Annotated in this window: 23 protein-coding genes; 6 read left to right on the top strand and 17 right to left on the bottom strand. The window is 73.4% G+C overall.

Annotated features, from left to right (window positions below; translation table 11 throughout):
- Nucleotides 1-16 precede the first annotated feature (16 nt).
- Nucleotides 17-268 (bottom strand): helix-turn-helix domain-containing protein, encoded by a 252-nt coding sequence (locus tag ACY0MR_RS07880; RefSeq protein WP_361856176.1) that lies wholly within the window; start codon nt 266-268, stop codon nt 17-19.
- A 32-nt stretch (nt 269-300) separates the two neighbouring features.
- Between ACY0MR_RS07880 and map the strand changes: the two genes are divergently transcribed.
- Nucleotides 301-1,068: a type I methionyl aminopeptidase gene (gene map, locus ACY0MR_RS07885; RefSeq protein ID WP_473559955.1), complete on the top strand. Its 768-nt coding sequence runs from the start codon at nt 301-303 to the stop codon at nt 1,066-1,068.
- A gap of 129 nt (nt 1,069-1,197) precedes the next feature.
- On the opposite strand, the gene ggt is transcribed toward map, so the two are convergent.
- Nucleotides 1,198-3,009 (bottom strand): gamma-glutamyltransferase, encoded by a 1,812-nt coding sequence (ggt, locus tag ACY0MR_RS07890; RefSeq protein WP_388796101.1) that lies wholly within the window; start codon nt 3,007-3,009, stop codon nt 1,198-1,200.
- A gap of 105 nt (nt 3,010-3,114) precedes the next feature.
- Here ggt and ACY0MR_RS07895 point away from each other — a divergent pair, with 105 nt between their 5' ends.
- Nucleotides 3,115-3,846 carry a hypothetical protein gene (locus tag ACY0MR_RS07895; RefSeq protein ID WP_404077822.1) on the top strand — a complete coding sequence of 244 codons (732 nt, stop codon included), beginning with the start codon at nt 3,115-3,117 and terminating at the stop codon, nt 3,844-3,846.
- On the opposite strand, the gene ACY0MR_RS07900 is transcribed toward ACY0MR_RS07895, so the two are convergent.
- Entirely contained in the window at nt 3,797-5,125 is a 1,329-nt protein-coding gene (locus tag ACY0MR_RS07900; protein WP_473561734.1) for a cytochrome P450, read from the bottom strand. The genes ACY0MR_RS07895 and ACY0MR_RS07900 overlap by 50 nt on opposite strands.
- A 245-nt stretch (nt 5,126-5,370) precedes the next feature.
- Between ACY0MR_RS07900 and ACY0MR_RS07905 the strand changes: the two genes are divergently transcribed.
- Nucleotides 5,371-6,927 carry an alpha/beta fold hydrolase gene (locus tag ACY0MR_RS07905; protein WP_404077816.1) on the top strand — a complete coding sequence of 519 codons (1,557 nt, stop codon included), beginning with the start codon at nt 5,371-5,373 and terminating at the stop codon, nt 6,925-6,927.
- 37 nt (nt 6,928-6,964) lie between these two features.
- Here the strand turns inward: ACY0MR_RS07905 and ACY0MR_RS07910 are convergent, their stop codons facing one another.
- The 8 genes from ACY0MR_RS07910 to pcaDC form a co-directional block, all read right to left on the bottom strand.
- A complete protein-coding gene (locus tag ACY0MR_RS07910; RefSeq protein ID WP_361856163.1) occupies nt 6,965-7,822 on the bottom strand; it encodes an amino acid ABC transporter permease in 858 nt (285 codons plus the stop codon).
- Nucleotides 7,819-8,463 carry an amino acid ABC transporter permease gene (locus ACY0MR_RS07915; RefSeq protein WP_361856160.1) on the bottom strand — a complete coding sequence of 215 codons (645 nt, stop codon included), beginning with the start codon at nt 8,461-8,463 and terminating at the stop codon, nt 7,819-7,821. The genes ACY0MR_RS07910 and ACY0MR_RS07915 overlap by 4 nt, the downstream gene beginning before the upstream one ends.
- Before the next feature lie 18 nt (nt 8,464-8,481).
- The gene (locus ACY0MR_RS07920) at nt 8,482-9,399 is read right to left on the bottom strand and encodes a glutamate ABC transporter substrate-binding protein (protein ID WP_473559959.1); all 918 of its coding nucleotides are present in this window, start codon (nt 9,397-9,399) and stop codon (nt 8,482-8,484) included.
- A gap of 12 nt (nt 9,400-9,411) precedes the next feature.
- A complete protein-coding gene (locus ACY0MR_RS07925) occupies nt 9,412-10,158 on the bottom strand; it encodes an amino acid ABC transporter ATP-binding protein (RefSeq protein WP_361856154.1) in 747 nt (248 codons plus the stop codon).
- A gap of 159 nt (nt 10,159-10,317) precedes the next feature.
- Complete coding sequence (locus tag ACY0MR_RS07930; protein ID WP_385868589.1) at nt 10,318-10,761, bottom strand: DUF6278 family protein; 444 nt, start codon at nt 10,759-10,761, stop codon at nt 10,318-10,320.
- 82 nt (nt 10,762-10,843) lie between these two features.
- Nucleotides 10,844-11,623 carry an exodeoxyribonuclease III gene (locus tag ACY0MR_RS07935; protein WP_388796118.1) on the bottom strand — a complete coding sequence of 260 codons (780 nt, stop codon included), beginning with the start codon at nt 11,621-11,623 and terminating at the stop codon, nt 10,844-10,846.
- A 204-nt stretch (nt 11,624-11,827) separates the two neighbouring features.
- Nucleotides 11,828-12,463 carry an MBL fold metallo-hydrolase gene (locus ACY0MR_RS07940; RefSeq protein WP_473559961.1) on the bottom strand — a complete coding sequence of 212 codons (636 nt, stop codon included), beginning with the start codon at nt 12,461-12,463 and terminating at the stop codon, nt 11,828-11,830.
- Nucleotides 12,464-12,473: 10 nt separating this feature from the next.
- Complete coding sequence (pcaDC, locus tag ACY0MR_RS07945; RefSeq protein WP_473559963.1) at nt 12,474-13,733, bottom strand: bifunctional 3-oxoadipate enol-lactonase/4-carboxymuconolactone decarboxylase PcaDC; 1,260 nt, start codon at nt 13,731-13,733, stop codon at nt 12,474-12,476.
- A gap of 422 nt (nt 13,734-14,155) precedes the next feature.
- Here pcaDC and ACY0MR_RS07950 point away from each other — a divergent pair, with 422 nt between their 5' ends.
- Nucleotides 14,156-14,416 (top strand): hypothetical protein, encoded by a 261-nt coding sequence (locus ACY0MR_RS07950; RefSeq protein ID WP_388796125.1) that lies wholly within the window; start codon nt 14,156-14,158, stop codon nt 14,414-14,416.
- Nucleotides 14,417-14,446: 30 nt separating this feature from the next.
- On the opposite strand, the gene ACY0MR_RS07955 is transcribed toward ACY0MR_RS07950, so the two are convergent.
- Nucleotides 14,447-15,730 carry a cation:proton antiporter gene (locus tag ACY0MR_RS07955; RefSeq protein ID WP_404079037.1) on the bottom strand — a complete coding sequence of 428 codons (1,284 nt, stop codon included), beginning with the start codon at nt 15,728-15,730 and terminating at the stop codon, nt 14,447-14,449.
- A gap of 5 nt (nt 15,731-15,735) precedes the next feature.
- Nucleotides 15,736-16,221 carry a cation:proton antiporter regulatory subunit gene (locus ACY0MR_RS07960; RefSeq protein ID WP_361857178.1) on the bottom strand — a complete coding sequence of 162 codons (486 nt, stop codon included), beginning with the start codon at nt 16,219-16,221 and terminating at the stop codon, nt 15,736-15,738.
- Between the two features lie 264 nt (nt 16,222-16,485).
- Between ACY0MR_RS07960 and ACY0MR_RS07965 the strand changes: the two genes are divergently transcribed.
- Complete coding sequence (locus ACY0MR_RS07965) at nt 16,486-17,439, top strand: sensor histidine kinase (protein ID WP_404079035.1); 954 nt, start codon at nt 16,486-16,488, stop codon at nt 17,437-17,439.
- Between the two features lie 60 nt (nt 17,440-17,499).
- Here ACY0MR_RS07965 and ACY0MR_RS07970 read toward each other — a convergent pair whose 3' ends face one another.
- The 3 genes from ACY0MR_RS07970 to ACY0MR_RS07980 form a co-directional block, all read right to left on the bottom strand.
- Nucleotides 17,500-22,356 (bottom strand): DNA repair ATPase, encoded by a 4,857-nt coding sequence (locus tag ACY0MR_RS07970; protein ID WP_473559966.1) that lies wholly within the window; start codon nt 22,354-22,356, stop codon nt 17,500-17,502.
- Between the two features lie 97 nt (nt 22,357-22,453).
- Nucleotides 22,454-24,514: a flotillin family protein gene (locus ACY0MR_RS07975; RefSeq protein WP_473559968.1), complete on the bottom strand. Its 2,061-nt coding sequence runs from the start codon at nt 24,512-24,514 to the stop codon at nt 22,454-22,456.
- Nucleotides 24,515-24,675: 161 nt separating this feature from the next.
- The gene (locus ACY0MR_RS07980) at nt 24,676-24,834 is read right to left on the bottom strand and encodes a hypothetical protein (protein ID WP_388796134.1); all 159 of its coding nucleotides are present in this window, start codon (nt 24,832-24,834) and stop codon (nt 24,676-24,678) included.
- Nucleotides 24,835-25,121: 287 nt separating this feature from the next.
- Here ACY0MR_RS07980 and ACY0MR_RS07985 point away from each other — a divergent pair, with 287 nt between their 5' ends.
- Nucleotides 25,122-26,123 carry a PucR family transcriptional regulator gene (locus tag ACY0MR_RS07985; RefSeq protein WP_473561737.1) on the top strand — a complete coding sequence of 334 codons (1,002 nt, stop codon included), beginning with the start codon at nt 25,122-25,124 and terminating at the stop codon, nt 26,121-26,123.
- Here ACY0MR_RS07985 and ACY0MR_RS07990 read toward each other — a convergent pair whose 3' ends face one another.
- Complete coding sequence (locus tag ACY0MR_RS07990) at nt 26,124-26,999, bottom strand: YhjD/YihY/BrkB family envelope integrity protein (protein WP_392864102.1); 876 nt, start codon at nt 26,997-26,999, stop codon at nt 26,124-26,126.
- Nucleotide 27,000: the final 1 nt, after the last annotated feature.

The raw sequence follows: 27,000 nt of genomic DNA on the forward strand, positions 1-27,000 counted from the left end.
CCCGCGACCCGGACCGTCAGACGGGCGCGAGCGCGCAGCGGAGGACGAGTTCGTCCATGGAGAGCCCGAGGACCCGGGCGAGGGCCGCGACGGTGAAGAACGCCGGGGTCGGGGCCCGGCCGGTCTCGATCTTGCGGAGGGTCTCGGCGGACAGGCCGGCGGCCGCGGCGATCTCGACCATGGACCGCTCGCCGCGCGCCTCGCGCAGGAACAGGCCGAGCCGCTCGCCGCGCTCGCGCTCTTCGGGGGTCAGGGGTGTGCGCACCATGAGGCCATACTAATACCGGTATAGTAATTGGCATGGTGGAGATCAAGACGAACGAGAACCTGGCCGCGATGCGTGAGGCGGGGCGGGTGGTGGCGCGCGCCCTCGCGGCCGTACGGGAGACGGCGGCGCCCGGTGTGCCGCTGACCGAGCTCGACCGGGCCGCGCGGGAGGTCCTCGCCGACGCGGGTGCCGGCTCGCCGTTCCTCGGCTACCGCCCCGACTGGGCGCAGGTGCCCTTCCCCGCGGTCGTGTGCGTCTCGGTGAACGACGCGATCGTCCACGGCATCCCGGACGGCACCCGGCTCGCGCCGGGCGATCTCGTCTCCGCGGACTGCGGGGCGCTGCTGGGCGGCTGGGCGGGCGACTCGGCGATCAGCTTCACCGTCGGCCCGGCCCGGCCCGAGGACACCCGGCTGATCGCGGCGGCTGAGGAGGCCCTGGAGGCCGGCATCGCGGCCGCCGTCGTCGGCAACAGGATCGGCGACGTCGCGCACGCGATCGGCCGGGTGTGCCGCGCCGCCGGGTACGGCATCCCGGACGGCTTCGGCGGCCACGGCATCGGGCGCGCCATGCACGAGGACCCGGGCGTCCCCAACGAGGGACGGCCGGGCCGGGGCATGCGGCTGCGTCACGGCATGGTGCTCGCCATCGAGCCGATGCTCATCGGGGGCGGCACGGACGACCACTACACGGCGCGCGACGGCTGGACCATCCGCACGGTGGACGGTTCGCGCGCGTCGCACGCCGAGCACACGGTGGCGATCACGGACGAGGGCCCGCGGGTGCTGACGGCCCTCTAGGCGGCCCTCTGGCGGGTGTCGTTCGGCGCCGTAGGGGCGGCGGGCACCGCGTGGGCGGCTGACACCGCGACCGGTGACGCCGAGGGAGCGGCGGGCACCGCGGCCGGTGGCGCCGCCCCTGCCCCGGGGCTACCTGCCCGCCGGCCGGACCACCATCGCCGACCCGCCGCCGCGGCGGACGGTCTCGGCGGCGGCCACCCACCGGCCGTCCGGGAGTCGCTGCACCCCCGTCGCCGCACCGATCTCCGGGTTCTGCCGGAAGCCGTGGCCGATCGCTTCGAGTTCCGCCCTGACCGGGCTGTTCCACAGACCGGGTTCGAGTTCGGTGGTGGTCTGGTTGCGCTGGCTGGCCCGGGGCGCGGCGATGGCGTCGACGAGCGGCAGGCCCCGGTCCACGACCCCGGTGAGGGTCTGGAGGACCGTCGTGATGATGGTCGCGCCGCCCGGCGAGCCGAGCGCGAGGACCGGCCGGTCGTGCCGGTCGAGGACGATCGTCGGCGAGATGGAGGAGCGCGGGCGCTTGCCCGGCCCGGGCAGGTTCGGGTCGTGTACGGCCGGGTTCGCCGGGGCGAAGGAGAAGTCCGTCAGCTCGTTGTTGAGCAGGAAACCGCGGCCGGGCACGGTGATCCCGCTGCCGCCGGTGGACTCGATGGTCAGGGTGTAGGCGACGACGTTGCCCCACCTGTCGGCCACCGTGAGGTGCGTCGTGTTCTCCCCCTCGTACGTGGTCGGGGCCGCCGTGCCGCCGGCCGCGCAGGGCACCGGGCTGTTCGGGTCGCCGGGTGCGAGGGGGCTCGTCAGGACCGCGTCGTCGCGGATCAGGCAGGCGCGCGAGTCGGCGAACCGCTGGGAGAGCAGCCCGCGCGTCGGCACGGGCTCGAAGGCGGGGTCGCCGACCCAGCGGCCCCGGTCCGCGAAGGCGATCCTGCTCGACTCGATGAAGCGGTGCAGGTAGCGGGCCTGCGAGGCGCGCCGGAGGTCGGTGCCCTCCAGGATGTTGAGCGCCTCGCCGACGCTCGTGCCGCCGGAGGAGGAGGGGGCCATGCCGTAGACGTCGAGTCCCCGGTAGCCGATCCGCGTCGGTGTGCGGGTCTCCGTACGGTAGGCGGCGAGATCGCGTTCGGTGAGGTCGCCGGACCGGACCTTGCGGGTGGCGCCCTCCCGGACCGGGGGTGTCCGGACGGTGTTCACGATGTCCCGGGCGAGCGGCCCCCGGTAGAGCGCGCCGACGCCCTCCCGGCCGAGCTTCTCGTACGTGCGGGCCAGGTCGGGGTTCTTGAAGACCGATCCGACGACGGGCAGTTGCCCGCCCGGCAGGAAGAGCGCGGAACTGGCGGGGAAGTCGCGGAACCGCGCCTCGTTGCCCGCGGTCTGGGAGCGGAAGGTGGCGTCGACGGTGAAGCCCTCGCGGGCCAGCCGCTCGGCGGGTTCGAGCAGGGTCCCCAGCCGTTTGCTGCCCCAGGCGTCGAGGGCGGTCCGCCAGGTCGCCGGGGTGCCGGGGGTGCCGACGCCCCGGCCGCTGGTCATCCCCTCCTCGAAGGGGATCGGGGCGCCGTTCTCCACGAAGAGGTTCGCGTCGGCGGACCGCGGGGCGGTCTCGCGGCCGTCGACGGTGTGGACCGTACGGCTCTTCGCGTCGTAGTACACGAAGTAGCCGCCACCGCCGATGCCGGCCGAGTAGGGCTCGGTGACCCCGAGGGCGGCGGCGACGGCGACGGCGGCGTCCACCGCGTTGCCCCCCTTGCGGAGGATCTCCACGCCGGCCGCGGAGGCGTCGGCGTCGACACTGGCCACGGCGCCGCCGTAGCCGACGGCGACGGGCTCCTTGACCGGGGGCGGCGGGGCGGTCGCCGGGGCGGGTGGCGGCGCGGCCGCTCCCATCGAGAGCACCGTCGCCGCGACGGCGAGAACGGAGACCTTCCCAGCGGTGGAGCGACGCATTCTCTACCTCCAGTCAACGACCGTCCGCGCAGCGTAACTTCCCCCGGAGCCTTCCGTCAGGACCGCCTCGAACAGAGGACCGCTTCCCCGCTAGCATGCGCGCCCATGAACGAAGACCTGCGCAACATCGTGCTCGGGGTCCTCGCCACGGGGGTCAGCGCGTCGCTGGGCTGGCTCGGGCGCACCCACCTCTGGCGGCGGGCCCTCCGCCGCAAGCAGGAGTTCTTCGGCCTGCCGGGGAGTTCCGAGTGCCTGCTGGTGGTCAACAAGGAGGCCGGCGGGAACGGCGCCGTGCACCGCTTCGACGTGTTCGCGCTCCTCGAACTCTCCACGCTCATCAAGGAGTGCGGGGCGCACGCCCGGATCCTGCCGCACGACCAGGCGCACCAGGGTTTCGGCGACCGCACGGAGTTCTGCGTCGGCGGCCCGGGGTCGAACCGCCGCACGGCCGCGCATCTGGCCGTGCTGCTGCCCGGTCTGACGGTGAACACGGATGCGGAACGGGGTCCCGACCAGGGGGCGTTCCGGATCGGCGGGGAGTGCTACCGCATGGAGGCGGGCGTCGAGGAGTACGTCCTCCTGGCCCGGCTCATGGCGGGCGAGGACCGGCGTCCCGTGTTCCTCTTCTGCGGTCAGCGGGCCATCACCAACCAGGCGGCGACCCGCTATCTGGCCAAGCATTTCGGCGAGTTGGCACGCCGCCATCGTCACCGCTCGTTCGTCCTGCTGCTGAAGGTGGTCAACTCACAGGCGTACGGGCCGGACGTGGTGGAGCTGGTGGCCGATGTCACGGAGGCGGCGCGGACGGCTCCCGCAGCCGAACCGGCAGCGACTTGACGCCGTTGATGAAGTTCGAGACGAGGCGCCGGGGCTCTCCGGCGAGTTCGACGCCGCCGCAGGCCCGGCGCAGCTCCTCGTGGAGGATCCGGAGCTGAAGCCGGGCGAAGTGCGCGCCGAGGCAGACGTGCGGGCCGTCGCCGAAGGACACGTGCGGGTTCGGGTCCCGGCCGAGGTCCAGGCGGTGCGGTGCGGCGAAGACGCGCTCGTCGTGGTTGGCGGAGGCGTGGAAGACGACGACCTTGTCGCCGCGGCGGATCGGCTGTCCGGCGAGCTCGGCGTCGGTGGCGGCGGTGCGCCGGAAGGAAAGCACGGGCGGGTGCACGCGCAGCAGTTCGTCCACGGCCGTGTCGGTGCCGACCTCGCCGCTCCAGAACCTCCGCTGCTCGTCGGGATGCTCGGCGAGGGCGAGGAGGCCGCCAGGGGCGGCGCTGCGGACCGTGTCGTTCCCGGCGACGGTCAGCAGGAAGAAGAACATCTCCAGCTCGGCGTCGGCGAGTTCGGAGGCGGCGAGCACGCTCATGACGTCGTCGGCGGGATGTTCGCGCTTGTATGCGGCGAGCGACTGGGCGTAGGCGAACATCTCGGCCAGCATGGCGGGTGAGCGCGGGTTGACCGGCCGTCCCCCGGCGTCGAGGACGGGGGGTTCGTCGGGGTCCTGGTACGCGATGACCCGCTCGGTCCAGGTGTGCAGCAGGTCCCGGTCGCCCGGAGGCACTCCGAGCAGGTCGGTGAGGTTGAGCAGGGCGTAGTCGTCGGTGACGGCCCGGACGGCGTCCACCTCGCCGCCGGCCTCGACGGCACCGGCGAGGAGCCGTCGGGCCCGCTCGCGGGCGGTGGCCGCGAAGCGGTCGATCCGCCGCGGTGTGAAGGCCCTGCTGACGAGGCGCCGCAGCCGTCCGTGGTCGCCGGGGTCCCCCCTGCCCGAGGGCGGTCGAGGGCTCGGGGAAGGGTCCTGGTTGAGCATCATCCGGCGGATGAAGGGCAGGTCGGCCGGGTCGGGGTCGCGGATCTGGGTGGCGCCGAGGCGGGAGGAGTAGGTGCGGGAGTCCTTCAGCACGCGGACGACGTCGGTGTGCCGCGTGACGGCCCAGAACCCGGGGCCGGCCGGCCAGCCCAGGACCTCGGGCTCCTCCTGCCGGGCGACGGGCGCGCGGTCGCGCAGCGCGCGGAAGCGGTCGTGCGGGATCCCGTTCGCGTAGATCCGCGGGTCGAAGACGTCGGGGACGCCGTCCGGTTCCTGCACCGCACCTCCTGCCGGGCGTGAAGACGGAGCCATCATGGCAGCGCGGCGGCACGTCCCGCAGGACCGCCCGCACCGTTCGGGCGTCCTGTCCGGCACCTCCCGGTTCGCGGACGCCCGCCGAGGGGCGGGGCGGGTGGCGCCCCACAATCGTTACCCGCACGTAACTTACCGACCGGTTACCACGGGTAAGGACTCGCGGTTACCGTCGGGTCACTTTCACTGCCCCCCATCAGCGCCCCGTACTGCCTCCCCAGCAGTACCCCAGTGAGGAGTGACCCGTGCGACGCACACCCCTGGCCCTCGCCACCACGGCAGCCCTCGTGGCCGGGGCGGCCCTCGGGCTCGCACCCGCCGCCCAGGCCGGCGAGTCGGCCGGCACCATCCGCTTCGTCGACATCGTCGGGGAGGGCGGCACCGTCCTCAAGGCGAACGTCGTCACGCCCGACGCGAACGGCACGACCACCCGTCACCCCCTGATCGTGCTGCCCACCAGCTGGGCCATGCCGCAGGTCGAGTACCTCGTCCAGGCCAAGCTGCTGGCGAACTCCGGGTACATCGTCGTCAGTTACAACTCCCGCGGCTTCTGGCAGTCCGGCGGCGAGATCGAGACCGCGGGCCCCAAGGACGTCGCCGACGCCTCCAAGGTGATCGACTGGGCCCTCGCGCACACCGGCGCCGACCCCGCCCGCGTCGGCATGGCGGGCGTCTCGTACGGCGCCGGGATCAGCCTGCTCGCCGCCGCCCACGACCCGCGGATCAAGGCCGTCGCCGCGCTCAGCGGCTGGGCCGACCTCATCGAGTCCATCTACAGCGGGCGCACCCAGCACGTCCAGGCCGCGGCGCTGCTCGGCGGGGCGGGATACCTCACCGGCCGTCCGGGACCCGAACTCAAGCAGATCCTCGGCGACTTCCTCTCCTCCAACCTGGACAAGGAGGAGGACATGATCGCCTGGGGCCGCAAGCGCTCCCCCGTCGAGCAGCTGGACCGGATCAACGCCAACGGTGCCGCGATCATGCTGGGAAACGCCTGGGGCGACACCATCTTCCCGCCCAACCAGTACGCGAGCTTCTTCGAGAAGCTCACCGGCCCCAAGCGGCTGGAGTTCCGCCCCGGCGACCACGCCACGGCCGAGGCCACCGGTCTGTTCGGGCTGCCCAACGACACCTGGACCAGCGCCCACCGCTGGTTCGACCACTACCTGAAGGGCGTCGACAACGGCATCGACCAGGAGCAGCCCGTCCAGCTGAAGTCCCGTTCCACCGGCGGGTACGAGGGCTATCCCGACTGGAAGTCCGTGCACGCGGACCAGCGGAAGTTCGACCTCGGCGGCACCCAGCGGATCCGGGCGAACGTCGACTCCGGGGCCAACGGCGGCATCACCCTCCTGACCAACGCCCTCGACCAGTTCCTCCGCACCCCTCCGATGGTCTCCGTCCCCCTCCTCCCCCGCCCGTTCGCCGGCGTCTGGCAGTCGGAGCGGTACGACGCCCCGCAGCGGGTGCGCGGCACGGTGACGGTGCACACCACCGTGACCTCCACCGAGTCGAGCGGCACCCTGGTCGCCTACCTCTACGACGTCGGCCCGCTCGGCGTCGGGAAGCTCGTCAGCAACGCCCCGTACACCTTCCACGACCGGACCCCGGGCAAGGCGTTCGGCGTCGATCTGGAGCTGTTCTCCACGGCGTACGACGTCCCCGCGGGGCATCGCCTCGCGCTGGTCGTCGACACCGTCGACCCGCTCTACATCGAGCACAACCCGACCGGCGCGCAGCTGACCTTCTCCTCCCCCTCGGCCGACCCGTCGTACGTGTCGGTACCGCTGCGGAAGGAGTGATCACCGGCTGCTGCCGGGCGGGTGCGGCCCTCGCTCGCTACTGCGGTCCCGGCAGCAGCGTCTCTGGTTCGGCCGGATCGACGTCCACGGCCTTCGTCTTCGGGTTGCGGCGTTCCCTGCGGGCCACCCAGGTGGCGAACCAGGAGAGCAGCATGCACATCCCGATGTAGATCGGTGAGATCACCAGGACGACCGGGATGAACGGCAGGTCGTAGTCCAGGTTGGAGGCGATCAGTTTGCCCGCGTGCAGGAACTCCTCGTAGGTGATGAGGAATCCGAGCGAGGTGTCCTTGAGGGCGACCACCAGCTGGCTGATGATGGCGGGGAGCATCGCGCGGACGGCCTGCGGCACCAGGACGTAGGTCATGACCTGGGTCTTGCGCATGCCGAGGGCGTACGCGGCCTCGCCCTGGCCGCGGGCGACGGCGTGGATGCCGGTGCGGAAGACCTCCGCGAGCACCGAGCCGTTGTAGAGGGTCAGTCCGGCGACGAGCGCCGGGAGCGCCTGCACCTGGAGCGCCACGAAGATGAAGAAGATCATCACGAGGACGGGCATGGCGCGGAAGAACTCGACGAGCACGGTCGAGGTCCAGCGGATCGCCCGGTGCTCGGAGAGGCGTCCGGTGGCCAGGACCGCGCCCAGGACCAGGGACAGCACGGCGGCGTAGGCGAAGGCCTTCAGGGTGTTGCCGAGGCCTTCGAGCAGCAGTCGCTGGATGCCCTCGTACAGGAAGGGCGACCACTTGGTGGAGGTGAACTGGTCGTTGTCGAAGAGGAGATAGAGGATCCAGGCGGCGAGCGCGAGGATCACGACGGTGGAGGCGATGCCGTAGAGCAGGTGGCGGCGCCGGGCGTGCGGGCCGGGGATGTCGTAGAGGGCGGTGGAATCGGTCATCGGGCGACTCCCCAGCGCTTCTCGAGGACGTTGAAGAGGGCGCTGATGGTGAGGGTGATGATGAGGTATCCGACGGCGATCCAGACGAAGGTCCAGACGATGTTGTAGCCGAGTTCGCTCAGGGTCTTGTAGGTGCCGAGGAGTTCGGTGACGCTGAACGCGCCGGCGATGGCCGAGTTCTTGGCGAGGGCGATCAGCGTCGAGCCGATCGGCGGGATGACGGTGCGGAAAGCCTGCGGCAGGACGACCGAGCCGAGGGACTGGGTGAAGCTCATCCCCAGGCTGCGGGCGGCCTCGCCCTGTCCCCGCGGCACCGTGTTGATGCCGGAGCGCAGGACCTCGCAGATGAAGGCCGAGGTGTAGCAGCCGAGCGCGAGCACCGCGAAGAGCTTGAAGGGCAGCACGAGCCCGAAGCGGGGCAGGCCCAGCATGACGGCGAAGAACAGCAGGGTCAGCGGGGTGTTGCGCAGGACGGTGACCCACACCGTGCCGAAGACGCGGAAGGAGCCCACGGGGGCGACCCGGAACGAGGCCATGAGGAAGCCCAGGACCAGGGCCAGCGCCGAGGCGTAGACGGTGAGTTCGACGGTGCCGAGGAATCCCTCGGCGTACAGCGAGAAGTTGTCCGTCAGGACGTCCATGTCGGGAGTCTCCTCTCGTCAGTTCGCCGGGTAGCGGTCGATGGGGGGCGGGGTCGGGGCGGGCACCCCGGAGAGGCCGAGGGTGGCGTCGTAGGCCTTCTTCCAGTCGCCGTTCTTCTCGTGGACGGCCAGGGCGTCGTCGAGGGCGAACCGCAGGGCGTTGTCGTTGCGGGGGACGCCGATGCCGTACGGCTCCTCGGAGAACGGCTGGCCGACCACCTTGAGTTCGTCCGGGACCTTGGCGGCGTAGCCCAGGAGGATCGTGTCGTCCGTGGTGACCGCGTCGACCTGGTAGGTCAGCAGGTTGTCCACGCAGGCGGAGTACGTGTCGTAGGCGACGAGTTCGGCCCGCGGGTAGTCCTTCTCGATGCGCTGGTACGGGGTCGAGCCGGCGGCCGAGCAGACCCGCTTGCCGGCCAGGTCCTGCGGGCCGCGGATGTCGTTCTCGTCGGAGCGGACGAGGAGGGACTGGCCGGCGAGGTAGTAGGGCCCGGCGAAGCCGACGAGCTTCTTGCGGTTGTCGTTGATGGTGTAGGTGCCGACGTAGTAGTCGATCTGCCCGTTCTGCAGGGCGGTCTCGCGGTTGGCCGAGGCGATGGTGCGGAAGTCGATCTGGTCCGGCTCGAAGCCGAGGGAGGCCGCCATCATCTTGGCGATCTCGATGTCGAAGCCGGAGTACCGGCCGGTGGCCGGGTCCCTCTCCCCCATGTACGGCTGGTCCTCCTTGACGCCGACGACGAGACGGCCGCGCTTCTTCGCCCGGGTCCAGGTGCTCGACTCCGGCAGCGTGAAGTCGGACTGGACCTGGTAGACCGGGAGTTGGTCGGGCTGCGGGCCCTTGACGGGCGGGCTGCCCTCGCGGCCGCAGCCGACGAGCGCCACCGTCAGGGCGAGCAGCAGGGCGAGGACGGCCGGTGTGCGGTGCGTGCGCTGCATGGTCCCCTCCGCTCAGTGCTTGAGGATCTTGGAGAGGAAGTCCTTGGCGCGTTCGCTGCGCGGGGCGGTGAAGAAGTCCTCCGGGGAGCGGTCCTCGACGATCTTCCCGTCGGCCATGAACACGACCCGGTCGGCCGCCGAGCGGGCGAAGCCCATCTCGTGGGTGACGACCACCATCGTCATCCCCTCGTGGGCGAGTTGCTGCATGACGTCGAGCACCTCGTTGATCATCTCCGGGTCGAGCGCCGAGGTCGGCTCGTCGAAGAGGAGGGCCTTGGGGTCCATGGCGAGGGCGCGGGCGATGGCCACGCGCTGCTGCTGGCCGCCGGAGAGCTGGGCGGGGTACTTGTCGGCGTGTGCGGCGAGTCCGACCCGTTCGAGGAGTTCACGCGAACGCCGGTCGGCCTCCTCCTTCTTGCGCTTGCGGACCTTGATCTGGGCGAGGGAGACGTTGGCCAGGACGGTCTTGTGCTGGAAGAGGTTGAACGACTGGAACACCATGCCGACCTCGGCGCGGAGGCGGGCGAGGGCCCTGCCCTCCTCGGGGATCGGCGTCCCGTCGATGACGATCTCGCCCGACTCCACGCTCTCCAGGCGGTTCATCGCCCGGCAGAGGGTGGACTTGCCGGATCCCGAGGGGCCGATGACGACGACCACCTCCCCCCGGCCGACGGTGAGATCGATGGACTGGAGGACGTGCAACGTGCCGTAGTGCTTGTTCACGCCACGCAGTTCGATCAGCGGATCGACGACGGCCATACGCTGCCCTGCCCCATTTCTCAGCGGTGTCGAGTCAGCGCAAGCTATACACCAGAAAAGGGACTTCACGCCCGACACGCATGAAACCTCAATAAGCCGTATTTACTGCAAGAGGGTGGCGCGAGGCGGGGGCGGGCGGGCCCGGGCGGGGTGTCGGGATCAGAACTCGGCGGCTTCGGCGTAGGTCTGGGAGAGCTCCGGCGAGCCCGTCATCGCCCAGTCCAGACCGGCCTCGACGACCTGGATCTCGCGACCGGAGGCGAGTCGCACCACGGGGCCGCCGCCGGGCCACACCTGCCAGCGCGCGCCGGGGACGTTCCGCACGATCACGGTGCCGAGGTAGAGCCCGGCGTCGTTCCCGATCCAGGGCAGCTCCTCCGGATCGTCACGCCAGCGGGGCGGCAGCTGGTCGAGCTCCTGGAGGGAGCGCGGGGTGTCGTCGAGCGCCACTCCGGACTGCGCCACCCGGGCACGCAGCAGCTCGCACTCGGCGAGCAGCTCGGCCACCCCGTCGGGGTCGCGGTCGAAGGCCTCGGCCAGCGGCGACTCGGCCGGCTCGGCCGTGTGGCGCTTGAGCCAGTTGTCCAGGAATGGAATGTTCATCCGAACAGCCTCGCACCGTCACCTCCCGGTCGACCACCCGGCGCGCGGGGTTCGTTCCCGCCGCCGGGTGGTTCCCGGTCCGCTACACGCCGAGGTCGACGACGACGGGCGCGTGGTCCGAGGCGCCCTTGCCCTTGCGCTCCTCGCGGTCGACGTAACTGTCGGTGACGGCCTCGGCGAAGGCCTTGTTGCCGTAGACGAGGTCGATGCGCATGCCCCGGTTCTTGGGGAAGGCGAGCTGGCGGTAGTCCCAGTACGTGTAGGGGTGGTCGTACTTGAGGGGGCGCGGGACCACGTCGGACAGACCGGTCTCGCGGAGGCCCGCGAGGGCGGCTCGCTCCGGCTCCGTCACGTGCGTCAGCCCCTCGAAGGCCGACCGGTCCCAGACGTCGTCGTCGGTCGGCGCGATGTTGTAGTCGCCGAGGACCGCGAAGGGCCGGTCCCCCGCCGCGTCGTCCGCGACGGCCGTCTTCAGGGCGTCGAGCCAGCGCAGCTTGTACGCGTAGTGCTCGTGCTCGACCTCGCGGCCGTTGGGCACGTAGACCGACCAGACGCGGACCGGGCCGCAGGTCGCCGAGATCGCACGGGGCTCGTCGGCGGCGTCGTACTCCGGGCCGCCGGGCAGGCCCGTGACCACGTCGGCGAGTCCGACCCGGGAGACCAGCGCCACGCCGTTCCACCGGCCCGTGGCGTGGACCGCGGACTCGTACCCGAGGGCGCGCAGCTCCTCGGTGGGGAACTGCTCGGCGGTGCACTTGGTCTCCTGGACGCACAGCACGTCCGTGCCGCTGCTCTCCAGCCAGGCGAGGAGCCGGGGCAGTCGGGCGGTGATCGAATTGACGTTCCAGGTGGCGATGCGCATGGGCGCAAGCCTACGTGCGGGGTCCGACAATCGGCGCCGGGCCGGGCGGGGGCGGGTCCCGCGCCCGGCTGCGGGGGTCCGGCACCGCGGGTCCCGCGCCCGGCGACCGGGGTCCGGCACCGCGGGTCCCGCGCCCGGCGGCTGGCGTCCGGCACCGCGGGTCCCGCCGGCCTCCGGTGGTCCGGCGCGGGCGTCCCGGCCGGCTCAGACCTCGGCGGAGCCGCCCGGTGCGAGCCGCTGGTGGTCGGTGCCCCCGAGCGCGCCGATCTGGCGGTCGTAGATCGGCCGCGCCAGATCGGTGAGCAGCGCGTCGTGGATGTCGTACGCCCGGCGCGGGCGCACCTCCCGCACGTAGTCGATGACCTCCGAGATCTTGTTCCACGGGGCCATGACGGGGAGCAGCAGCGTCTCCACGGGGTGGTCGGGCACGGTGAGCGCGTCTCCGGGGTGGAAGACGGCGCCGCCGTCGACGAGGTACCCCACGTTGGTGATGCGCGGCATGTCCGGGTGGATCACCGCGTGCAGCTCGCCGTGCACCTGGACGTCGAAGCCGGCCGCGGTGAACGCGTCGCCGTGGCCGACGGTGTGCACGCGACCCGGGAACGCCGCCGACAGCTGGTCGGCGACGCTCCGCAGCGTCCAGATCTCGGCGGCCGGGTTCGCCTCCAGGGCGGCCCGCAGGCGTCCCTCGTCGAAGTGGTCGGGGTGCTCGTGCGTCACCAGCAGGGCGTCGGCCCCGAGGGCCGCGTCCTCCTCGGTGAACACGCCGGGGTCGAGGACGAGCGTCCGGCCGTCCTTCTCCAGCCGCACGCACGCGTGGGACTTCTTCGTCAGCTTCACGGGGCCCAGGCTACGCCGGGGGCCTCGTCTCCTCCTCGACGACGCGGGCGACCACCCGCAGTGCCGTCTCGGCGGCGGGGAAGCCGCAGTACACGCCCGCGTGGAGCACGATCTCGCGGAGCTCCTCGGCGGACAGTCCGTTGCGGAGGGCCGCGCGGGTGTGGTCGGCGAGGGCGTCCCGGTGGCCGCCGGCGATGAGGGCCGTCAGGGTCACGACGCTCCGGGTGCGCCGGTCCAGGCCGTCACGGCTCCACACCTCGCCCCAGGCGTACCGGGTGACGAGCTCCTGGAAGGCCCCGACGGCGCCGTCGGCGCCGTCGGCGAGCGCCCGGTCCACATGGGCGTCGCCGAGGACCTCGCGGCGCAGCGCGAGCCCCGTCGGGTACGGGTCGGGGCGGGCGGCCTCGACGGGCTCGGCGTCCGGGGCGGGCTCGGCCGGGGGCGCCGGGGCCGCGGGCTGCGGCGGCACGGTCAGGGTGCCGCTGGTGTCGGGGGCGGTGCCGGCGAAGTGCTCGATGAGCAGGTCGGTGACGGCGGCGGGCTGCTCGACGGGCGCGAGGTGCGAGGCCCCGGGGACGACCGCGAGGCGGGCGTCGGGGATGCCCGCCACCAGGGTCCGGGCCTCGGCGGGGCCGGTGACCTGGTCCTCCGAGCCGACGAGGACGAGAGCGGGGACGGCGATCCGGTCGAGGGCCTCCCGGACGTCGAAGACGGCGAGGGCCTCGCAGGCGGCGATGTAGCAGGCGGGGTCGGTCGTCCGGACCATCTGCACGGCCCAGTCCACGATCGCGGGCTGCGCGCCGGCGAACAGCGCGGTGAACCACCGCTCGGGCGCGGTGCGGGCCATCGGCTCCAGGCCGTTGGCGCGGACGATGACACCGCGCTGGCGGAACTCGTCGGCGCTGCCGAACCGGGGCGAGGTGGCGACCAGGGCGAGGGAGGCGACCCGGTGGGGTGCGCGCAGGGCCAGGTCGAGGCCGACGGCGCCGCCGAGGGAGCAGCCCGCGTAACCGAAGCGCTGGACGCCGATCGTGTCGAGGGTGGCGAGGAGCCGGTCGCCGAGCTCGGCGACGGAGCTGAAGGGGTCGGCGGGCGCGCCGCCGTGCCCGGGCAGGTCGAAGCGGACGACCCGCCAGTCGCGGGTGAGGTCCGGTATCTGCCGGTCCCACATGTGCCACGTGGTGCCCAGGGAGGGCCCGATGACCAGGACCGGGGCGTCCTCTCGCCCGTCGACGCGGTATTGCAGGGTGTTCGTCGGTGTCTCACTCACCGCAAGACCCTCTCATCTTTCACCGCCGCCGGGGCGACCGGGGGCGGGATCGGGCCGCCGCGGCCGGTGCGCGCGGAAGATGGGTGCCGGCCCCGATGCGCCGGGAGGGCGCTCCGGGCGAGGGTGGGGATCCGGAGCACCCGCTGTTCGGAGGGGTCCCCGAAGGGGCGCGGGTGCTCGCGGCAGCACCTGTGGACGGAGCGCGCCGATGACGACCCCGACCCCCCCACCGGCCCCGAGGCGTCCCGGCCGGCCCGCCGTGAGTGTCACCGCGTGGCTCGCCGTGGCGGTGTTCGCCGCCGTCTACGTGCTGATCGCCACCGAGCGGGTGCACCGGGTCGCCGCGGCCCTGGGCGGCGCGGTCGCCATGCTGCTCTGCGCTGCGTCGCGCTCGCGTGACCGACGCAAGGGAGGCACCCGCCATGACGGAACCGGACGACGACCGGCTCGCCGCCCTGGACGCCGTGCCGTGGCGCGACGCTCCCCGTCCCGCCCGCGGATTCCGCCGGCACCGGCGCGCCCGGGCCTGGCTGGCGCTCGCGCTGGCCGTGGGCGCCGTGGTCACCGGGATCCTGGCGCCCCACGGGCTGCTGATGGCCGCGGGCCTGGTCGCCGCGGCGCTCGCGGTGCACGTCCTGGACACCGCGCCGCGGCACCGCGGGCGCCGTCGGCGCGGGTCCTAGGAGGTGTCGGGCCCCGAGCGGGGCCCTCGCTCAGGCGCGGCGCGCCGGGTCGTGGGCCTGGTCCTGCTGCCTGCCGTGGTCCTCGCCCGGTCCGCCGAGGTCCTCCGGAACCGCGGGGCGCGGGGGGACGACGGCCGCGGCGGCCGTCCCGGACCGGCCGCGGCGGCCGGCGACCCAGGCGGCGACGGGTTCGGTGTAGCGGGCGGTCAGCGGTCCGATCACCACGAGGATCAGGACGTACGCGGTGGCGAGCGGGCCCATCGCCGGTTCGATTCCGGCCGTGACGGCGAGGCCGGCGATGACGATGGAGAACTCGCCGCGCGCCACGAGCGTGCCGCCGGCCCGCCAGCGGCCCTTGACGCCGATCCCGGCGCGCTTGGCCGCCCAGTAGCCGGTGGCGATCTTCGTGCCCGCCGTCACCGCGGCGAGGGCCAGTGCGGGCAGCAGCACGGGCGGGATGCTCGCGGGGTCGGTGTGCAGGCCGAAGAAGACGAAGAACACCGCGGCGAACAGGTCCCGGAGCGGGCTGAGCAGGGCATGGGTGCCCTCGGCGACCTCGCCGGAGAGGGCGATGCCGACGAGGAAGGCGCCGACGGCCGCGGAGACCTGGAGCTGCTGGGCGATGCCCGCGACGAGCAGGGTCAGGCCGAGGACGACGAGGAGGAGCTTCTCGGGGTCGTCGCTGGAGACGAAGCGGGAGATGTGGCGCCCGAAGCGGACCGCGACGAACAGGACCGCTCCGGCGACGCCGAGGGCGATGGCCAGGGTCGCGCTGCCGGCGGCGAGGCTCACCCCGGCGAGGAGGGCGGTGATGATCGGCAGGTAGACCGCCATCGCGAGGTCCTCGAGGACCAGGACGGACAGGATGACCGGGGTCTCGCGGTTGCCGACCCGGCCCAGGTCGCCCATGACCTTGGCGATGACCCCGGAGGAGGAGATCCAGGTGACGCCGGCCAGGACGACGGCGGCGACCGGCCCCCAGCCCATCAGCAGGGCGGCGACGGCGCCGGGCACGGCGTTGAGGCCGAAGTCGACGAGTCCGGCCGGGTACTGCGTCTTGAGGTTGGAGACCAGGTCCGACGCCGTGTACTCCAGGCCGAGCATCAGCAGTAGGAGGATCACGCCTATCTCGGCGCCGATCGCGACGAACTCCTCGCTGGCCCCCATGGGCAGCAGCCCGCCGGTGCCGAAGGCGAGGCCGGCCAGGAGGTAGAGGGGGATGGGCGAGAACTTGAGGCGTCCGGCGACCCGGCCCAGCAGGCCGAGGCCGAGGATGATCGCGCCGAACTCGATGAGGAAGAGGGCGGAGTGCACAGGCGTCACTCCCGTCCGAGTACGGAGGCCGCGGCGTCGACGCCCTCGCGGGTGCCGATCACGATGAGGGTGTCCCCGCCGGCGAGGCGGAAGTCCGGCGCGGGCGAGGGCCGGGCCTCCGCCCGCCGCAGGACGGCCACGATCGACGCGCCGGTCTCGGTCCGCATCCGCGTCTCCCCCAGCACCTTGCCGTTCCAGTAGGAGTGGGCGGACAGCTCGATCCGTTCGGCCACCAGCCCGAGGTCGGTGGTGTGCAGGACGTTGGGGCTGTGGTGGGCCGGCATCAGCGCGTCGATGAGCGAGGCCGTCTCGGCCCCCGTCAGGTGCAGGGACTGCGCGCAGGCGTCGGGGTCGTCCGCCCGGTAGAGGCTCACCGTCCGGGTGCCGTCGCGGTGCGCGACCACGGAGAGGTGGCGGTGCTCGCGGGTGGTGAGGTCGTACTGGACCCCGATGCCGGGCAGTGGTGTGGTGCTCATGCGTGGAGCAGGCACGGTCGTCCCCCTCGTGTTCGTCTGGTACGTGGCGCCGGCGCGGCGGCAGCCGGCTCCGGGGCAGGAGGACGCCGCACGGCGGGGGCCATCGTGCCACTTTCCGCGTGACTGAAATATGGGTGTCAGCACGGATGGACACCTCCCTTTCCGGTGCGTGAGGATGGGCTGGGGAAGTGGGCTCCGTCGCAGGTCAGAGCAGCCGGGGAGGAAACGGCCGAAGAGGCCGTGACGAAGGCCGGGCGACTGGCCGGAAAGGCGGCGGCCGTGTCGCTGTACTGGCGGATCTTCCTGCTGAACGCCGCCGTCCTGGCCGTCGCGGTGGCCCTGCTGCTCGGCCCGGTGACCGTCTCCACCCCGGTCCTCTTCGGCGAGGTGCTGGTCCTGCTGGGCGGACTGGCCGCGATGCTGGTCGTCAACGCGGTCCTGCTGAGGGTCGGCCTGGCCCCGCTCGCCCGGCTGAACCGGGCGATGGCGACCGCCGACCTCCTCAGGCCCGTCACCCGTCCGGCGGTCACCGGCGACGGCGAGATCGCCGCCCTCACCCGGTCCTTCAACGCCATGCTGGACCGCCTCGAAGCCGAACGCGCCACCAGCAGCGGCCGGGTGCTCACCGCTCTGGAGGCCGAGCGCAAGCGCATCGCCCAGGAACTCCACGACGAGATCGGCCAGACCCTCACGGCCGTCCTCCTGCAGCTCAAGCACGCGGCCGACCGCTCCCCCGAGCCGATGGGCGCCGAACTGCACCAGGCCCAGGAGAGCACCCGGGCCAGCCTGGACGAGATCCGCCGCATCGCCCGCCGGCTGCGCCCCGGCGTCCTGGAGGAGCTGGGCCTGCACAGCGCGCTGCGCTCCCTGGCGTCCGAGTTCACCACCCCGCGGCTGGGTGTCGTCACCCGCATCACCCCGGGACTCCCCCCGCTGGATCCGGCGACCGAACTCGTCCTCTACCGCGTCGCGCAGGAGGGCCTGACCAATGCGGCCAGACACGCGGGCGCCGGCCGTGTCGAGGTCCACCTGCGGCCGCTGGCGGGCGGCGGGACCGGGCTGCTGGTCCGCGACGACGGCCGCGGCCTCGGGGAAGCGCCCGAGGGCGCCGGGATCCAGGGCATGCGCGAACGGGCCCTGCTGATCGGTGCCGACCTCCTCGTCGGTCCCGGTCCCCGCGGCGGCACCGAGGTGCGCCTGGAGGTCCACGGAACCGGCGGACCGGCGGCCTGAGCCGCCCCGGGGGCGGAGTGCCGCCCCTGCCGCACGCTGCACGTCTCGCCTCCCGCCCCGTCAGTTCCGGTGCCGCTCGGCGGCGGGCAGGTCGAAGGGCTGCGCGGCCCGCCGTGCCGCGGGGCCCGCGAGGAGACGGCGGGGGTCCGCCGCGCGGGTGATCGCGGTCTCGACGGCCGTGAGGCGGTCGGCCAGCAGGCCCAGGGCGGCGACCGCGCGGGCGAGGGGGTCGCCCTCGGACCCGCCGAGCGCCCGGGTCCGCGCGTGGGCGGCGAGGATCTCCGTCCAGCGGGCCGCCTGCGCGGGGGTGAGGGTGCCGCGGAGCGCGGCGAGCTTGAGCAGGTTGGCCTCGGCCTCGGTGGTGAGGGTCTGGGCCTCGGCGGTGTAGTGGTCGTCGACGAGGGCGTCCAGCTCGGCGGCGTTCATGGCGGGCGAGATCCGGGCGGCGATCCTGTTCATGGTGCGGTACGAGCCCTGGAGCCGGAAGGGCGGCTCGGTGCGGGCCTCGTCGGCGACGGCGGCCGAGGCGATGTACTCCGCGTTGACCGCGAGCACGGTCGCGCGGGCGGCCAGGACATGGCGGAGCACGGCGAGGACCTGGTCGAGTTCGGCGGGGGCGTAGGGGTGGGCGAGCCGGTCGCGGCGTGCCGTCGGGTCGTCCGCCGCCAGCCGGGTCAGGAGTTCCAGGTCGGCGCGGTCCCGCCCGGCGAGCGGGGCGAGGACCGGGTGGGAGGTGAGGGCGTTCTCGACGAAGCTGAGGGCGAAGGCCTCCTCCTTCCCGGTCAGCACGTCTCCGAGGTTCCACACGTCGGCCCGGTTGGCCAGCATGTCCGGGACGCGGAAGGCCCGTCCGGACTCGGTGTACGGGTTCCCGGCCATGCACACGGCGAAGCGCTTCCCGCGCAGGTCGTGGCCGTTCAGCGTGCGGGTGGCGTCGCAGAGGGGGATGAACTTCTGCAGGAACTCCGGCGAGGTGTGCTGGATGTCGTCGAGGTACAGCAGGACGTTGCTGCCCGCCGCCAGGGCGAAGGCGATCTTCTCCAGTTCCCGGCGGGCGGTCGCGTCGGGGGCCTCGGCGGGGTCCAGCGAGGTCGTGCGCTGTCCCAGCGCGGGGCCGTCGACCTTGACGAGGAGCAGTCCGAGGCGTTCGGCGACGTACTCGATCAGCGTGGTCTTGCCGTAGCCCGGCGGGGAGAGGAGCAGCAGCAGGCCGTGGGAGCCGGTGCGCCCGGCGTCCCCGGCCGCGCCGAGCTGTCCGGCGAGGCTGTCGCCGACGAGCGGGAGGTAGACCTCGTCGACGAGCCGGTTGCGGACGAAGGACGCCATGATGCGGGGCCGGTGGTCGTCCAGGCGGAGCCGGGTGCGCTCGGCGGCGACGAGCCGGGCGCGGTGCTCCTGGTAGGCGCGGAAGGCGGGCACCTCGTCGGCGGCGAACGCCGCGGTGCGGGCGAGGAACTCGTCGAGGCGGATCTCCAGCGCGCCCCCCTGCACGCGGGGGTGGCTGCCGAGCAGTCCGGTGACCGTGGCCGTGGTCGGGGCGTCGGCCTCGTACCGGTCGAGGTCCGGGCAGAGTTCGACGGCGACGGCCTCGGCGAGGACGCCCGCGTCCGGTGGCCCGCCCCGCGCCGCCGCGTACGAGCCGAGCCATGCCTCGACGAGTCCGCGGCGGGCCCCGGGCTCCGTGACGGCGGCGAGGGCCTCGTCGTACCCGGAGGTGCCGACGGCGCGGCGGAAGGAGTCGAGCAGGGTCCGCGCCGCGCCGGAGAGGGCGAATCCCTGGGGCGCTGCGGCGAGTTCGGCGACGAGGTAGGCGGCCGCCGCGGCGTCGCCGGTCTCCTCGGCCAGTTCCCGTCGCAGGCCGTCGAGGGCGGTCTCGGTGCCGAAGAGGTCGCGGGCCCGGGTCAGGGAGACCGCGCGGCGGGTCCACTGGTCCCGGGTCTCGGGGGTGGTGGCGTGGGCCCAGAAGTCCTGGGCCGCGGCGCGGGCGGCTCCGGGGTGGCCGAGGAGCCCCGCCCCGTCGCGCAGGGCGAGTACCGCTTCCAGGATCGCCGCGGCGTCGTGGTCGTGGACGCCGCGCTCGTACCCCTCGTCGTAGGCGGTTTCGGCGGCACGGCGGGCGAGGGCGGGCAGGTCCGCGTCCGCCGGCTCGGCCGGTCCGTGCGCGGACAGCAGTCGGGCGGCCAGGTGCTCGGCGCGGTAGACCTCGGGCGACTCCGAGGGCAGGGTCCGCTGCCAGAGGGGGCGCGCCCCGGCGAGGGCCGGGTCGGTGACGGGTGCGCGGTAGTCGGTTCCGGTCAGGGCGAGGGCGAGGGTGTCCCCGTGCGGGACGAGGGTCAGTTCGGGGGCCTGGCGGTTGACGGCGAAGCGGTGCCGGCCGAGCCTGAGGGTGTCGCCGCCGTCCGCGAAGAGCTCGACGCGGTCCCGGAGCGCCCGTGCCGCCTCTTGGCGGGCGGCGCCGAGCCGGCCCTCCAGTTCCTCGGCCCGTACCCGGTCGCCGAGTTCGCGCAGGGTGTCGGCGGTGCGCCGGACCTTGGCGACCATGGGGTCGGAGGCGAAGTAGGTGTGCACCGCGTCCCGGTCGCCCAGGGTCGCGGCCCGTCGGGCGATCGTCTCCAGCACCCGGCCCGCGGAGAGCGCGAGTTGCTCGGTGCGGCGGGCCCGGGCGTCCTGGAGGGACTGCCTGCGGGCGGTGAAGGCGTCGTGGATCGAGCCGCGCCGCTCGGCGATGTCGGCGACGAAGCCGTCGTGTTCGGCGAAGCGGGACTCCAGGTTCTCCAGGTGGAGCAGGAGTCCGCCGAGCTGTTCGTCGCAGGCGTCGGGGGTGTCCGCGGCGGCCAGCGCCCCGGTGACGGCCTGACCGAGCAGGGCCGTCTCGGCGGCGAACTCGTCCCGGCCCTCGCGGTCGAGGAGTTCGGCGCGGCGGGCGGCGAGGACGGCGCGGGCGCCGTTCAGTTCGCCGAGGACCTCCGCGATGCGGGCGAGGATCGAGGTCCGGACGGTGGCGTCGCCGATGTCGAGCCCGGCGACGGTCTCGCTGAGCGTCCGCAGGCCCGCGGTGTCCGCGTCGAGCCGTTCCGCGAGCGGGGCCGTCCCGGCGACGGTGGTGACCGCCCCGGCCTCGGCCGCCAGTCGCCGCGCCTCGGTGCCGTGGGCGGTGAAGGCGTCCTCGCGGCGGAGGAAGGCGACGGCCCGCCGGGCGGTCGCGTCGATGTCGGTGCCGACGCTCCGGGAGAGGGCGTCGACGGCGTCGGTGTCGGCGTACCGCATCTCCCCGAGGGTGGCCAGACGGCCCTGTTCCCCGCGGAGTTCGGTGATCCTGGAGATCCACTCGGCGGCCGTGGCGGGGGCTTCGCCCCGGACCCGGCGGACCAGTGCGCCGATCCTTCGGGTGGACTCCTCCAGCGCCTCGGCGGCCTGCCGGGTGAGCGTGCTCACGGTCTCGAACTCGGCGAGGACCTGCGCGGCGGTGGAGCGGAGCTCGTTCAGGGGGGAGTCGAGGTCCCCGAGGTCGGGGTCGCCCAGCCAGTGGTGGACGTCGCCCGCGCGCACGCAGGCGGCGACGAGGGCCTCGTACACCTCGCCGGCGGGGGTGAGTTCGGCGGCCTGCCGGGCGATCGACAGGCAGTCCGCGATGCCGCGGACGAGGTCGGCGTTGCCGACGCGGGCCAGGGGGCCGTCGTCCGCGGTGGTCACGTGGGTGTCGGAGACGTACGGCGTGCGCCAGAGCTGCACCGGGTGGACCCGGCCCGGTTCGCCCGCTCCGCCGCGCAGCACGGCCATGGTGCCGTCGTCGAGGAGCGCGTAGCCGGTGCAGGCGACCGGGGTCGCGATCTCCTTGCGGATCAGGTGGTACGGAAGGAGGAGGGTGCGGCCCTCCGTCCGGGCGCGGAAGACGAAGAGGAGGTCCTCACCGTCGGGGGAGCGGACGGTCCGGTCGTAGGCCAGCCCCGCGGTGTCGGTGTCGAAGGTCCGTACGGCTCCGGAGGCCAGGCAGTAGCCGCCGGGGAACACGATCCCCTCGTCGTCGGGCAGCCGCAGGCACGCCTGTCCGAGGGCGTCCAGCCTGACCACGCCGCCGGTCAGGGTGTTGTAGACGAGGTGGCGGCGGACCTCCTCCTTGTACGGGCGGACCCGCACGAGGATCAGGGCGCCGACGACCGCGTAGGCCACCTCGGCGTCGGCCGGGGACTGCAGCGGCTCGTCGACCGGCTCCGTGTGGACGCCCTCGGCCGTCTCGGTGTCGTTCTCCGTCTTGAGCGTCAGGGCGCCGCCGGCCGTGGAGACGTGGAGGCGGCCGCCGAGCGAGATGTGCGGGTGGCGGCCCGGCACGTGGTCCTCGCGGCTCGTCTCGATCCAGGCGACGTCCTGGGAGGGCGGGACGACGTGGTCGCGCTCGCCCCGCGCGTCGAGGAACCGCGTCTCGCCGGACGGTCCGACGGCCCAGCGCAGGACGCGGAGGTCGTCGGCCTGCTCCCCGGTGCGGAAGACGGCGAGCAGCCGGCCGTCCGTCCGGCGCAGCCGCAGCAGGCGGGCGCCCCGGAAGTAGCGGTGCAGGGCGGCGAACTCCCGGACGAAGGCCGGGTCGTCGAGGAGGCCCGGCACCGCGGTCGCGGGCAGCGGGTTCAGTGCGCGGTCGCAGAGGGTGAAGACGTCGTCGACGGAGGTCCCGGACGGTTCCGCGGCCGACGGGTGGAAGCCGAGGAGCAGCAGGTCGTCGCCGACGGCGACGACGTCCCGGGGTGTGCCGGCGCGTCCGGTGCGGACGTGGACCGTGCCGGTGAGGCCCAGTTCGCCCGAGCCGAAGACCGCGGTGCGGGCCTCGTTGAGCCGTTCCGCCCGTCCGGCCAGTTCGCCGGCGTGCGCGGCGAGCCGGTCGCGCAGCACCGTGTAGGTGTCCCGGTCGATTCGGGCGCTCATCTCGTTCCGCTCCTTGTCCGTGGTGGGTGGGGGTCCGGTGCCGTCGACTCCCCCGTCAGCCGGCACCGGCCCCCTGGTGACCGCACCCCCGTGGCGGTCAGCTCGTGGCGGCGCCGTTCAGTGCCGCCGTCCCGGCGGCCGGGGACGTCGTGGCCGGGGCCGTGGTGTCCGGGGCGGCCGTCGCCGCGGGGCCGGCGGCGTGGGCGTCGAGCACGCCGGACCCCATGACCTTCGCGAGCAGCGCCGAGACGCTGAGGTTCTGCACGTCGGCCGTGGACAGCGAACCGAGCACCTTGCCGAGGTCCTCTGTGAAGGAGCCCTCTCCGTTCAGCCACGGGCCGGCCAGCGTCCGCGCGGTCCGGGAGTGCTCGACGAAGCCGTCGACGGACTTGCCGAGGGAGACCGACTGCACGAGGCGGTCGAGGAAGACCGACTCCCCTCCGACGATGTTGATGTCGGCGTGCTCCAGGCCCGTCGCGAGGACGGTGGCCTGCGCCTCGGCGACCTGCCGCTGCACGTCGAGTCCGGCGAGCCGGATGTCCTTCTCGGCCTCCAGCCGCAGGCGGTACTCCTCGTGCGTGCGGGACGCCTCGTCGAACGCGGCGACGGCGACGGCCTTCTGCTGGAGTCCCTCCGCCTCGGCCTTGAGCTTCTCGCCGATCGCGGTGGACTCGGTGAGCGCCCTGGCCCGCAGGCCCTCCGCCTCGGCACGCAGCCGCGCCTCGGTGGCCTCGGCCTCGGCCCGTCCGGTCCGCTCGATCGCGTCGGCCTCCCGCTCGCGGACCTGTGCGGCGGCGAGGCCCTCGGCGGCGGCCTCCGCCTGGACTCCCTCGGCGAGGCGGATCTTGGCCCGCGCGTCCATGTCGGCGGCCTTGTTGCGGGCCTCGGCGAGGGTGAGTTCCTCGGCGGCCCGGTGCACGGCGGCCTGCTCGGCCGCCTCCGCCGCCTTGATGTCCTTGACCAGCTTCTCCTGCGCCTCGGCCTCCGCGGCGATGACGACGGCCTGGCGGGTCCGCTCGGCCTCCTCCACCGCCCGCAGCCGCTTGATGGACTCCTCCTGCTCGGCGACCGTACGGTCCACGGCGACCCGCTCGCGGATCACCTCGGCGATCTCTCGGCGCTCCGCCTCGACCTCCTTCTCGGCCGAGATGCGGGTCAGTTCGGTCTCCCGGTCCCGTGCGATGACCTCCAGGAGCCGGTCCTTCTCGATCCGCTCGTTCTCGACGGCGATGACCCGCTCGCGGTTCTTCTGCGCCACGGCCACCTCGCGCGCCTGGTTCTCCCGCTGGATCCCGAGCTGCTCCTCGGTCTTGAGGAACGCGCTCTGCGCCCGCAGCCTCTCCTCCTCCACCACGCGGGCGGTCTCCGCCTCCTCGCGGGCCCGTGCGGTGTCGATCTCGCGCTTCTGCTTGATCTCGGCGTCGGCCTGGCGCCGTTCCAGCTCCAGGATGGCCTCGCGGGCGTCGACGTTCTGCCGGGTGATCTCCTTCTGCTCGTGCTGCCGGTACTCGTTCGTCCGGACGTTCTCCACGGCCGTCAGTTCGGTGATCTTGCGGATGCCCTGGGCGTCGAGGATGTTGCCCGGGTCGAGCTGGGCGAGCGGTGTCTGCTCCAGGTAGTCGATGGCGGCGTCCTCCAGGCTGTAGCCGTTGAGGTCGATGCCGATGATCTCGATGATCCGGAAGCGGAGTTCCTCGCGCTTGGTGTAGAGGTCGGTGAAGTCGAGCTGCTTGCCGACGGTCTTGAGCGCCTCGGAGAACTTGGCGTTGAACAGCTCCTGCAGCGTCTCCTTGTCGCTGGCGCGGGCGGTGCCGATCGCCTGGGCGACCTTGATGACGTCCTCGACGGACTTGTTGACCCGGACGAAGAACGAGATGCGGATGTCGGCCCGGATGTTGTCGCGGCAGATCAGGCCGTCGCGGCCGGTCCGGGAGATCTCGATGGTCTTGACCGAGATGTCCATGACCTCGGCCTTGTGCAGCACGGGCAGGACGACCTGCCCGGTGAAGGTCACGTCGACCTTCCGCATCCTGGAGACGATCAGCGCCTTGCCCTGCTCCACCTTGCGGAAGAGCCGGCTGACGACGAGGACCAGCAGGAGGGTGATGAGCAGGGCAGCGGCGACGAACACGCCGATGCCCACGGTGATGGCATCCATGAGAGACCCCGTGTCGATGGAGGAAAGGGGAGGCCGCGGGCTCGGGCGGCGGGCCGGGCGGGCACCGGACGGCAGGGGCGCTCCCGTGCGGGCGCGGCTCCCCGCGCCACCGAGGGTGCGGAGGGACGGCGCCACCCCGGGGGGCGGCGGCTCGGTCCCGGCTAGAAGGCCCCGGGCAGACCGGCGGCGTCCTGGCGGAAGGCCCCGGGTTCGTCGGGGAAGAGCTTGGCCGACGCCCGGGAGGCCGACTCGGCGGCGGCGAGGGCGACGCCGCCCGACGGCGCGGGGGCGCCGAGGGCGGCGTACGGGTACTCCCCCATGGCCCCTCCCCCTGACACGTCGCCGTTTCCCTCTCCCGGCATCGAGCTCGCGCCCGTGCCCTTCCGCGACCCATCCTGGCCCAGGCGCATTCGGCCGCGCATTGCCGCAACCCGGCAATCTTGACGCGTTCTTGATGCCGGTGGCGGACCCCGGAGGGCGCCGTGCCAGTCTGGGACACCGCGCGTCCGGAATGCGGGACGGCGGCGAGGGAAATCCTGGAGGGGTCGTGACAGAGCGGGAACGGGGCGAGGAGCATCTGGAGGAGTACGCCGGGATCTTGGGCCTGATGTGCACGACCGGCCGGGGCCTCCTCCGGGAGGAGCGCGAGTCGCTGCGCTCGTGGGGGGAGCGCGCCGCGGAGGCCGGCATCGGTCTGCGCGTCCTCGTCCGCGCCCATCTCGCCGCCGCCGAGCGGCTGCGCCCCGCACTGCCGAGGGCCTCCGCCGAGCACCTCCTGAGCGCCGTGGAACAGGCCGTCGACGCCTTCGCGGAGGGCCACGAACGGGCCCAGCGTCTGGCGGTGCGTCAGGAGGAGGCCGCACGACGCGAGTTCATCGACGACCTGCTCTACGGACGGAGCGACCTCGGCCGCCTGGCCGAGCGGGCCGAACGCTTCGGCCTGCTCCTCTCCCACGCGCACGCCGTGGCCGTCGCCCAGGGGCGGGAGCCGTACGAGGACGGCTTCGCGGTCACCCGCACCGTCGAGGCCTCGCTCATCGCCCGCTTCGGCAACCGGCGCATCCTGCTCACCACCAAGGACGGGCGGCTGATCTGCGTCGCGCCCGCCGACGAGCCCGAAGTGCTCGCCCACTTCGCCAAACAGGCGTACGCCGCGACCGACGGCGGGCAGGTCGCGATCGGCCGCGCGCACCCGGGCCCCGGCGGCGTCGTCCACTCCTACGAGGAGGCCCTCAACGCGCTCGACCTCGCCGCGCGGATGGACCTCGACGATCCGGTCCTGCGCGCCGCCGACCTGCTCGTGTATCCGGTCCTCACCCGGGACCGGCAGGCCATGGCCGACCTCGTGCGCACCGTCCTCGGCCCGCTCCAGCAGGCCCGCGGCGGCGCGGGGCCGCTACTCGACACCCTCGCGGCGTACTTCGACACCGGCTGCACCACCGCCCAGGCGGCCCGCCGCCTCGGTCTGAGCGTGCGGGCCATGACGTACCGGCTCGACCGCATCCACCGGCTGACCGGTGCCGATCCCGGTGACCCGGTGCAGCGCTACACCCTGCAGACCGCCGTCGTCGGAGCCCGGCTCCTGGGCTGGCCGGACCAGCCCCTGTGATCACTCCGCCTCCTCCTCCGCGACGACCGCGTCCAGTCCCAGGTGGCGGCGCAGGGGCGGCTCCTGGGCGAGGACCGCGCCGATGGTGAACGCGAAGGTGATCGCCGCGCACACGACGATCAGCCAGGACAGCATGGTGAGGACGAGTCCGAGGGAGCCGTACTCCGCGAGCGCCTTGTCGAGTGCGGCGGGCATGTACAGCCGGGCCGTCAGCGAGAGGGCGCTCGTGGCCACCGCCGCCAGGACCGCGCCGGGGAGCAGCGGCAGCCAGGGGACGCGCTTGGCCAGCAGCAGGTGCTGCGTCCACATCCAGATGCCGACGCTCACGAGGAAGAAGACCGGGACGCCGAGCCAGAGGCCCGCGCCGAAGCCGTCCCGCAGCGGACCCTGGACGAGCACCACCAGGAGCAGGGCGAGCAGCCACACCACCCAGCGCCAGACCGCGACCCGGGTCCTCGCCTTCGGAAGGGCCCACGCGCGCTCGCAGACCCGCGCCATGGCCCGGCTGAAGCTGGTGGCGGAGACCAGCGCGACGACCAGTCCGACCGCTCCGGTCGTCTCCCGCAGTTCCTCGTCGCCGGAGCCGTTCAGGACCTTCTGCAGTTCGGCGTCGGACTCTCCGCTCAGCCCGAACATGGCCCGCAGGGAGTCGCGCAACTGGTCCCGTACGGCGGCCGGGGCGAACGCCGCCACCGCGAACAGCAGGGGGACGGCGGCCAGGAAGGCCTGAGCCGCGAGTCTGGTGCCCGCGTCCAGCAGGTTCCCGCCCAGCAGCCGGCTCGCGATCTCGGTCAGGACGGGGAGCCGGTGCTCCGCCCTCGCCCGCAGGTGCCGCCAGCGGGCCGCCAGGGCCGCCGCCGTCCTCTTCCCGGGCACC

The sequence above is a fragment of the Streptomyces sp. JN8 genome (assembly GCF_055808075.1).

Bases quoted from the DNA above. Each gene is read 5' to 3' on its own strand.
- ACY0MR_RS07980 (WP_388796134.1), bottom strand. From the start codon at position 24,834: ATGGGGGAGTACCCGTACGCCGCCCTCGGCGCCCCCGCGCCGTCGGGC.
- ACY0MR_RS07985 (WP_473561737.1), top strand. From the start codon at position 25,122: ATGTGCACGACCGGCCGGGGCCTCCTCCGGGAGGAGCGCGAGTCGCTG.
- ACY0MR_RS07910 (WP_361856163.1), bottom strand. From the start codon at position 7,822: ATGACCGATTCCACCGCCCTCTACGACATCCCCGGCCCGCACGCCCGG.
- ACY0MR_RS07915 (WP_361856160.1), bottom strand. From the start codon at position 8,463: ATGGACGTCCTGACGGACAACTTCTCGCTGTACGCCGAGGGATTCCTC.
- ACY0MR_RS07975 (WP_473559968.1), bottom strand. From the start codon at position 24,514: ATGGATGCCATCACCGTGGGCATCGGCGTGTTCGTCGCCGCTGCCCTG.
- ACY0MR_RS07880 (WP_361856176.1), bottom strand. From the start codon at position 268: ATGGTGCGCACACCCCTGACCCCCGAAGAGCGCGAGCGCGGCGAGCGG.
- ggt (WP_388796101.1), bottom strand. From the start codon at position 3,009: ATGCGTCGCTCCACCGCTGGGAAGGTCTCCGTTCTCGCCGTCGCGGCG.
- ACY0MR_RS07935 (WP_388796118.1), bottom strand. From the start codon at position 11,623: ATGCGCATCGCCACCTGGAACGTCAATTCGATCACCGCCCGACTGCCC.
- ACY0MR_RS07970 (WP_473559966.1), bottom strand. From the start codon at position 22,356: ATGAGCGCCCGAATCGACCGGGACACCTACACGGTGCTGCGCGACCGG.
- ACY0MR_RS07895 (WP_404077822.1), top strand. From the start codon at position 3,115: ATGAACGAAGACCTGCGCAACATCGTGCTCGGGGTCCTCGCCACGGGG.
- map (WP_473559955.1), top strand. From the start codon at position 301: ATGGTGGAGATCAAGACGAACGAGAACCTGGCCGCGATGCGTGAGGCG.
- ACY0MR_RS07900 (WP_473561734.1), bottom strand. From the start codon at position 5,125: ATGGCTCCGTCTTCACGCCCGGCAGGAGGTGCGGTGCAGGAACCGGAC.
- ACY0MR_RS07930 (WP_385868589.1), bottom strand. From the start codon at position 10,761: ATGAACATTCCATTCCTGGACAACTGGCTCAAGCGCCACACGGCCGAG.
- ACY0MR_RS07920 (WP_473559959.1), bottom strand. From the start codon at position 9,399: ATGCAGCGCACGCACCGCACACCGGCCGTCCTCGCCCTGCTGCTCGCC.
- ACY0MR_RS07925 (WP_361856154.1), bottom strand. From the start codon at position 10,158: ATGGCCGTCGTCGATCCGCTGATCGAACTGCGTGGCGTGAACAAGCAC.
- ACY0MR_RS07950 (WP_388796125.1), top strand. From the start codon at position 14,156: ATGACGGAACCGGACGACGACCGGCTCGCCGCCCTGGACGCCGTGCCG.